The 6438-nt window shown below is 44.5% G+C and carries 8 protein-coding genes and 3 pseudogenes; 3 read left to right on the forward strand and 8 right to left on the reverse strand.

The annotated features are described in order from the left end of the window. Positions 1 to 245 precede the first annotated feature (245 nt). From GTQ43_RS41000 to GTQ43_RS41040, 8 genes and pseudogenes are all read right to left on the reverse strand, one after another. Positions 246 to 443: a hypothetical protein gene (locus GTQ43_RS41000; RefSeq protein ID WP_265278352.1), complete on the reverse strand. Its 198-nt coding sequence runs from the start codon at positions 441 to 443 to the stop codon at positions 246 to 248. After that, positions 440 to 745, reverse strand: coding sequence for an AAA domain-containing protein (locus GTQ43_RS41005; protein WP_265278354.1), 306 nt, complete (start codon positions 743 to 745; stop codon positions 440 to 442). The genes GTQ43_RS41000 and GTQ43_RS41005 overlap by 4 nt, the downstream gene beginning before the upstream one ends. A 167-nt stretch (positions 746 to 912) precedes the next feature. Further along, complete coding sequence (locus GTQ43_RS41010; protein WP_265278355.1) at positions 913 to 1605, reverse strand: AAA domain-containing protein; 693 nt, start codon at positions 1603 to 1605, stop codon at positions 913 to 915. Between the two features lie 59 nt (positions 1606 to 1664). Continuing rightward, on the reverse strand, positions 1665 to 2069 hold the full coding sequence (locus GTQ43_RS41015) for a hypothetical protein (RefSeq protein ID WP_265278356.1): 405 nt from the start codon (positions 2067 to 2069) through the stop codon (positions 1665 to 1667). Further along, positions 2029 to 2472, reverse strand: coding sequence for an AAA domain-containing protein (locus GTQ43_RS41020; protein ID WP_265278357.1), 444 nt, complete (start codon positions 2470 to 2472; stop codon positions 2029 to 2031). The genes GTQ43_RS41015 and GTQ43_RS41020 overlap by 41 nt, the downstream gene beginning before the upstream one ends. Before the next feature lie 283 nt (positions 2473 to 2755). Then, positions 2756 to 3109 carry a hypothetical protein gene (locus tag GTQ43_RS41025; protein ID WP_265278358.1) on the reverse strand — a complete coding sequence of 118 codons (354 nt, stop codon included), beginning with the start codon at positions 3107 to 3109 and terminating at the stop codon, positions 2756 to 2758. Positions 3110 to 3170: 61 nt separating this feature from the next. Next, positions 3171 to 4346: pseudogene (locus GTQ43_RS42050) on the reverse strand (ParB/RepB/Spo0J family partition protein). Then, positions 4343 to 5118 (reverse strand): annotated as a pseudogene (locus tag GTQ43_RS41040) (ParA family protein). Before GTQ43_RS41040 ends, GTQ43_RS42050 begins: the two co-directional pseudogenes overlap by 4 nt. Positions 5119 to 5318: 200 nt before the next feature. On the opposite strand from GTQ43_RS41040, the gene GTQ43_RS41045 reads away from it, so the two are divergent. The 3 genes and pseudogenes from GTQ43_RS41045 to GTQ43_RS41055 all read left to right on the forward strand — a co-directional run. Next, the gene (locus GTQ43_RS41045; RefSeq protein WP_265278360.1) at positions 5319 to 5513 is read left to right on the forward strand and encodes a hypothetical protein; all 195 of its coding nucleotides are present in this window, start codon (positions 5319 to 5321) and stop codon (positions 5511 to 5513) included. 114 nt (positions 5514 to 5627) lie between these two features. Beyond that, positions 5628 to 6074, forward strand: a complete 447-nt coding sequence (locus GTQ43_RS41050; RefSeq protein WP_265278361.1) for an SNF2-related protein — start codon at positions 5628 to 5630, stop codon at positions 6072 to 6074. Between the two features lie 141 nt (positions 6075 to 6215). Continuing rightward, a pseudogene (locus GTQ43_RS41055) lies at positions 6216 to 6438 on the forward strand (ATP-dependent helicase); the annotation flags it as partial.

Genomic DNA, 6438 nt, shown 5'->3' on the forward strand with positions numbered 1-6438 from the left:
ACCGAGCATATACCCAACAGCAGCAGCTAGCCGCTGATGGGGCGCGGTTGTTATACTTTCAACCTAATGAGTATTACCAACAGCTTGATCCAGAAGGTATATTACCACGGTACTAACTACTGGGATCTGTTATTGCCGTAATCAGATGAGCAACAAACTTAACTCATGCCGTTCTCAAAACCCGTTGCCGTCCCTGTAGCAGTAGCACTACATGGATGCCTAAGCCAGGAAGTCATTGATTCAAATTATCGCATCTCCCCAAATTCCCTAATATACTCCACCAACTCTCTGGTATGCCCCCCTTCAGAGATTCGTGCCAAATTCCCCACCAGGATAAACAGTTCTCGCGCTCTGCTCACAGCAACATTCAGTAAATTAGGTCGCCGATTAATAAACCAGAGACTATCAGTTGCAGAGTATTGGCGAGTCGAGAAAATTATCACTGATTTCTGTCCACCTTGGAACGTGTGAACTGTGCCAATGCTCTTGGGGAAAAATCTGACCAACGAGATTTTAAACGTTGAGTCAGCGCATCTACTTGACGACGGTAAGGTGAAATCACGCCAATCGTGTTGTCAGAGTCAGGAGAATTTAAGCGATAACCCGCCGCTAACAACTCTTCAATCAACGCTTCTACTGCATCAACTTCCGCCCAATTAACATGGTTCTCTAGTTGACCTTCGACATGACTTGCAATCAGGTTAGCACCCAACCGAGAAACTTGAGGCTCAGTTTTAATGACCATCCCGTAGTTGCACAAGCGATCGCAAAAATCAGCAATTACCGGAACGCAACGGTAATGATATTTAAGGATAATGCCCTGACCAATATCTTGCGGTTGCCCTGATTCCCCAGCTGCTCGGTGATAAGCTGTTGTTGCTGTGGGGCTGTAGCGGTCATAATCTACATCTGTTAGCCCCTGTTTAGAAACGACTTGCTGCGATATTCATCTTTCTTCTGGTCACTTAAATTAACAACCGGCTCCAATTGCAATGGATCGCCAACAATCAAAGCCCGATTACACCTCACTAAAACGGGGAAAACTTGATGCGGTGGAATCTGACCCGCTTCATCTACAATTACTTGATCAATACAGCCACTATCGGGATAGGGTAACAAATTGCGGATGGAGTGCAAAGTGCAAAGAAACACCGGAAATAACAGGCTGATATCCCGATAAATGTTTCTCCAATTATGACTTAACTGACGGTAAGCATCCCATTCGCCATTCAATAATGCAATGTAAGTCCTTATGGAAGCTATCACCTCATCTTTCCGTCGCAGAGCTTCTTGTTGCTGAAATTGCCAAGACCACTCAAATAACTCTACTTGCAGCGAGTGCAATTCGGTGTAGAAGCGACTGTAAAAATCTTTGGTGGGATAAGTAGCGTGTCGGTTTTCGATTTGAGAACGGCGAGTAATCAGGTCTTTGAGTTGCTGCTTTCTTGACTCAATCTGCTGTTGTGTGCTGTCAATACCATTCTGTTGTTGCTGCCAGTTCAATGCTTCTGCAATAAGCTGGTCAACACTCTGCTGGGCGGCGATGAGAGATTCAGTTGTTAGTGGGATTTGAAATTGAAATGGGGTGGCCAGGGTCGCTAACACAGGCATCTCTATCTGTTTGTGCAAGCGTTTGAGAATATGACGTGGGCTGCTTTTGGTTATCAACTGCCAGAATCGTTTAATCGTCTGCAAAATCTGGACAACCAGTTGGTATTTCTACTCTTATTCTGCCTGTAATCTTCTCTCGGTAAAGAACGCCTAGCACTGTCAAGATGTTGTCCTATCTGCTGGTAAGCTTCTAGGGGGAACTTATTGTAGTCGCGGTCAAATTCTAATGGTGACGAAGACTCAAATGCAGAAGTCTTTATCGCCACTGAGAGCAATTGTATATCGTGGCATAGCTCCTCTAATAACTGCTCATCAGCTTTTTTCTGTTGAAGATCATGCTCGTCTTGCTTAGAGTGAGATTCTATTTGCTGAACACCAGCTAACAACTGTTGCTTTGCTGACTCCCATTCATCTAATTTAAATGTTTCTTTGGCTAACCAGTCGAGTGCAGTTTGCAAAACTAGGTAACACTTGGCTCTCAACTAAATCCCTAGAACCTCCTGATAAGTAGAAACGGTCAGAGGTCAAGTTGTTGGCTAAGATTTTCTCAACGTTATTTACAGCAAATTTGTTAGTGCTTGTTACCACAGTTAGGTTACTTTTATCTTGACCCGTTGTTGCTAATTCCACTGCTCGATGTACCACTTGCTGGGCTATCTTATGCAGTAACAGCGTCGTCTTGCCATTCCCCGGTGGGCCAATCACAGCAGTAACAGGTTGATCCTTAGAATGTTTGAGAGCAAGTGCTTGATAGTCATCCGCCTGGGAGTTGGGAAAAGCACCCAAAAAAAGTACTTCATGTTGAGGTGCTTTTGGTTGCCCAAACAGATTTCGTAAGCCGGATGTCCTGGTCTTGACCACTGAAAGTAATTCTGGTCGCTAATTTTCTGAAAATCTTTTTTGAGGTTGTAATTAAAAGCAGCGTAGTCAAAATCCAATAGATAAGGGAGAAGTTTTGACCGCACAGGAAACGGCGGTATTTCAATCAGTCCCATAAAATCTTGTAGCGTTTTAAAGGGACGATTGAAAGTAGTTTCGAGAAAAACTCTCAACCCTTCCCTTGTGACTAAGGACTCAGCCGCTTCTTCCTCTAGCCCGTACCACTGCATCAAATTAGGAATAACAGGCTGAAACTCATATTCAGTTAAATTCCATCCGCTACTGCGATAATTGCCTCGAATATTGGAGAAATGTTGATAGTGAACAACGGGCGAAATTGACGGCGATTCGATTCAACTACATAAAGCTGCGGGAAAGCTACAGCAATTGATGGTAATTTTGTTTGCTCAAAGTTCTTTGCACTTTTAAATGGTTGCTTTAGTTTTTTAAATAAAGACTCGTCTATTAATAATTTATCGCCTACCAGATTTACGAGAGAGTCCCAGATGTTCGGTTGAGTAGAATCGTCAGCTTCTACTTTGGCATTACTCAAATTTTCAACATGGATGTAATCTAACCAAGCTTTGAGTAATGCTCGAATCTGTGAATCTGATGCCATCTCTGTTTCTCCCCTCGCACCCAATCATGAATCAAAGGTAAAAAGACTCTAAAAGTAGAGATTACCTGACAATTTCCCTAAAGTCACTCATCCCTAGTAAGGCTTCGAGCTTGTTTAAAAGGTTTACTAGCTGCTTTTGCTTGCTAGGTTTCTTTCCATAACTGACGCTTTTTAATACGCTGGGTGATATTTTGAAGGCGGTCTGGTATTTGGTTAGATGCTTTAGATGACGATGCTTGTTCATCATCCGTCCAAGCTGTGATTTTTTCTTTGATTTGGCTTAAAGACCAATCGTTAGCGATCGCTTCGGACAAAAGTTTTTTTCGGATTTCATTATTCCTTACCCGCGCCAAGACTTGTGCTTTGGTGTATTCCAGTTGACCAGAACGCAGTGCCATTAAAATTTCTTCGGCAGATTTAGCAAAGGTAAGCGTGTGGTAATGAACGACAGCCAATTCATGAGTCCCAAACTCTCAAACACCTGTTGTACCGTGTTTGATTGTTCTTCATCTGGTTAGGAGAAACGTTTTTACTAGATTCAGTTTCATCGGCTAACTGGTCAGAAACGTCGTCAAGAGATTGTGGATTATCGGGGTTAGGAAAAACGTTTTTACTAGATTCATTTTTCTCGGCTAAATGCTCAGAAATGTTGTCCTCAGTTTGTGGATTATCTGAGTTAGGAAAAACGTTTTTCCTAGATTCATTTAATGAGGATTTTGACGGCTGTTCCCCCTTACTGTGAGCGTTTTTCATTCGATACAGCAAGGATTTGACGGCTTCTACATCGCAATGCAGCCGGATTCCCAACAGGTGCAAGATCCCTTCAGTTTCTTCAACAGGGTTAAGGTCTGATCGTTGTAGGTTTTCAATCAAAGCCAACTGAAACGCTTGGTCATCAGATAGCTCACGCACAACCACAGGCGCGACTTCAAGTTTGGCTTCATGCCTGCCCTATAACGTCGTTCTCCTGCTACTAATTCGTATTTCCCTCCACAATTGGACGCACCAACAGAGGTTGGAGAATGCCATGCTGCTTGACTGACGAGACTAATTCTTTTAATGCTTGTGGGTCAAAATATCGTCGGGGCTGGTGTTGGGGCAGAACTATATCTGAAAGTTTGATAGTAGTTTCAGTAGCATAAGGCAACTCGGCATCTGGGGAGGATAACCAAGGTGCAGGGGGCGGAGTTGTAATTTGACCTCCAAAGGGTTTGTCTGTTTGTTTGCGTCGGATCATAAAGCCTCCAAAGCCTTGGCGATTTCTTCAAGGATAGCGACTACAGAATGTTTCGGGTCAAATACTGCTAGAGGCGCACGTTCTTCTGACGCATCGACAAAAGCGGTAGCTCTGGGGATGGGTGGGAAAATCCGACCCCAAGCGGAAAGTTGAGATTGGATAGCTGCTAATGCTCGTTTGTCGGCTGAGTTCTGGTTGGCATACCGCGTGGGAATAAACCCGGCTATTTGGATTTTGCGGTTGGCTTTGTTTTTACGTGGGTGATAGTTTGTAAAAGCTCGTCTGTTCCCTCAAAGGCTTTTATATGGGTTTCGACGGGGACGAGTACGTGTGTGGCCGCGACTAAGGCGATATAGGAAAGCAATCCTAAGCTGGGGGGACAATCTATAAGAATGAAGTCGTATTCATTTAGAACAGATTCAATGGCTTCCTTAAGGCGCAACTCGCGCATCGCAGCACTGACTAACTGCATTTCTGCTCCACTTAAGACTCGGCTTGCTGGAACCAAGTCCATGCCGTGAATGCCCTCATGAATCGGTAAGGGCTGCTCGTCGATAATGGCATCAGCAACGGTTTTTTGTAACTGAGATGGCACTAACCCCATGAATTTGGTCAAGGACGCTTGGGGGTCTACGTCGATGAGGAGAACGCGATGTTTTCGTCGTGCTAAGTGGTATCCCAAATTTTGGGTTAGTGTTGATTGGGCGACACCACCCGCTTGGTTAAACAGGGCGATAATGCGGCAAAGAGGGTCAGTAGTTGACACTGGCATTATTCCTAGAAGATACGATGATCTTTGGTCAACCGGCTCGGTTTTAGTTTCCAGTTTACGTGTATCTGGTGAAAAGTTTATTTTTGGATAGAAATTCCAGTAGATTTTATATAACTTCACCGTATGTAGATTTAACAGTCTCACTATGCGGGAAAATAGCTGTTAGGTGTCTGCGGAGTGGTCAAAAGTAGCTGGTAGGGATGCATCATGGAGACAAACTATATTCAAATTTATTTGACACTGCCAAGTCAGCCCTGAAAGCTGGTAAATACGACCCGATTAACTTCTACGAGGCGCGTTTAAACCTGTTCAACCTCTCGGTAATGGCAGACTACGATCAGCTAATTTGCCTGCCCACACTAACTGCTATTGACAAAATACTGGTATCAGATTGAAACAGCCCGAAAAGTACTTAGACAACTGGGTGGACGCGCATTACTAGCCGATGAAGTCGGATTGGGCAAAACCATTGAGGCGGGACTAATCATAGCCGAGTACTTAGCAAGGGTATGGTACAGTCCATGCTGGTGTTAACTCCTGCATCCCTAGTTTCCCAGTGGCAATCAGAGTTAAGTGACAAATTTGATATTGCTACTATCACCACAGATAACCGCGATCCACAACAACCGATAGACGAATTCTGGACGAATAATCCGCGAATTATCGCTTCATTAAACACGGCTAAATCTGCTAAACATTATCCCCACGTCACCAGTCGCACTTGGGACTTGGTAGTTGTCGATGAAGCCCACCACCTGAAAAATCGCACTACCCTAAACTGGAAACTGGTCAATGCCCTCAATAAGCGGTTATTCCTCATGCTCACTGCTACGCCAGTGCAGAACTCCCTTATTGAACTGTTTAATCTGCTGACCCTCCTCAAACCGGGACTGCTACAAACAGAAGCCGCTTTTAAAAAAAGAATATGTCGATTCCAGGAATGGGCGAGTCCCTAAAAATCCCGAAAAGTTGCGCTCCCTGATGCGGGAAGTCATGGTGCGAAATACCCCGCGCCTAGTAGATGTTAAACTGCCCAAACGCTTCGCCACCACAATTACCGTTACCCAGCAGCAGGCGAGGAGAAACTTTACCAGGACTTGAGCGAGTACCTACGTTCTTCAGAGGACAAGCTAGACAGACTCTCCCGCACTAATTTGCTGATGCGTGCTGGTTCATCCCCTGGTGCTTTGGCTGACTCCCTCAAGCAATTGACCAAACGCCTACCTGATGAAGAACTGAAGTCTTTAGCAAGACGAGCAGCCCAAGTGAAGCAGGTTGAGAAAGCAAAAGTATTGGTAGAAATGCTCTCAAAATCTTCCC

The sequence above is a fragment of the Nostoc sp. KVJ3 genome (assembly GCF_026127265.1).
Classification (GTDB): Bacteria; Cyanobacteriota; Cyanobacteriia; order Cyanobacteriales; family Nostocaceae; genus Nostoc.

What these genes read in the sequence shown, in the direction of transcription:
- GTQ43_RS41005 (WP_265278354.1), bottom strand. Translation starts at nt 745, where the DNA reads ATGGTCATTAAAACTGAGCCTCAAGTTTCTCGGTTGGGTGCTAACCTG.
- GTQ43_RS41025 (WP_265278358.1), bottom strand. Translation starts at nt 3,109, where the DNA reads ATGGCATCAGATTCACAGATTCGAGCATTACTCAAAGCTTGGTTAGAT.
- GTQ43_RS41045 (WP_265278360.1), top strand. Translation starts at nt 5,319, where the DNA reads ATGCATCATGGAGACAAACTATATTCAAATTTATTTGACACTGCCAAG.
- GTQ43_RS41050 (WP_265278361.1), top strand. Translation starts at nt 5,628, where the DNA reads ATGGTACAGTCCATGCTGGTGTTAACTCCTGCATCCCTAGTTTCCCAG.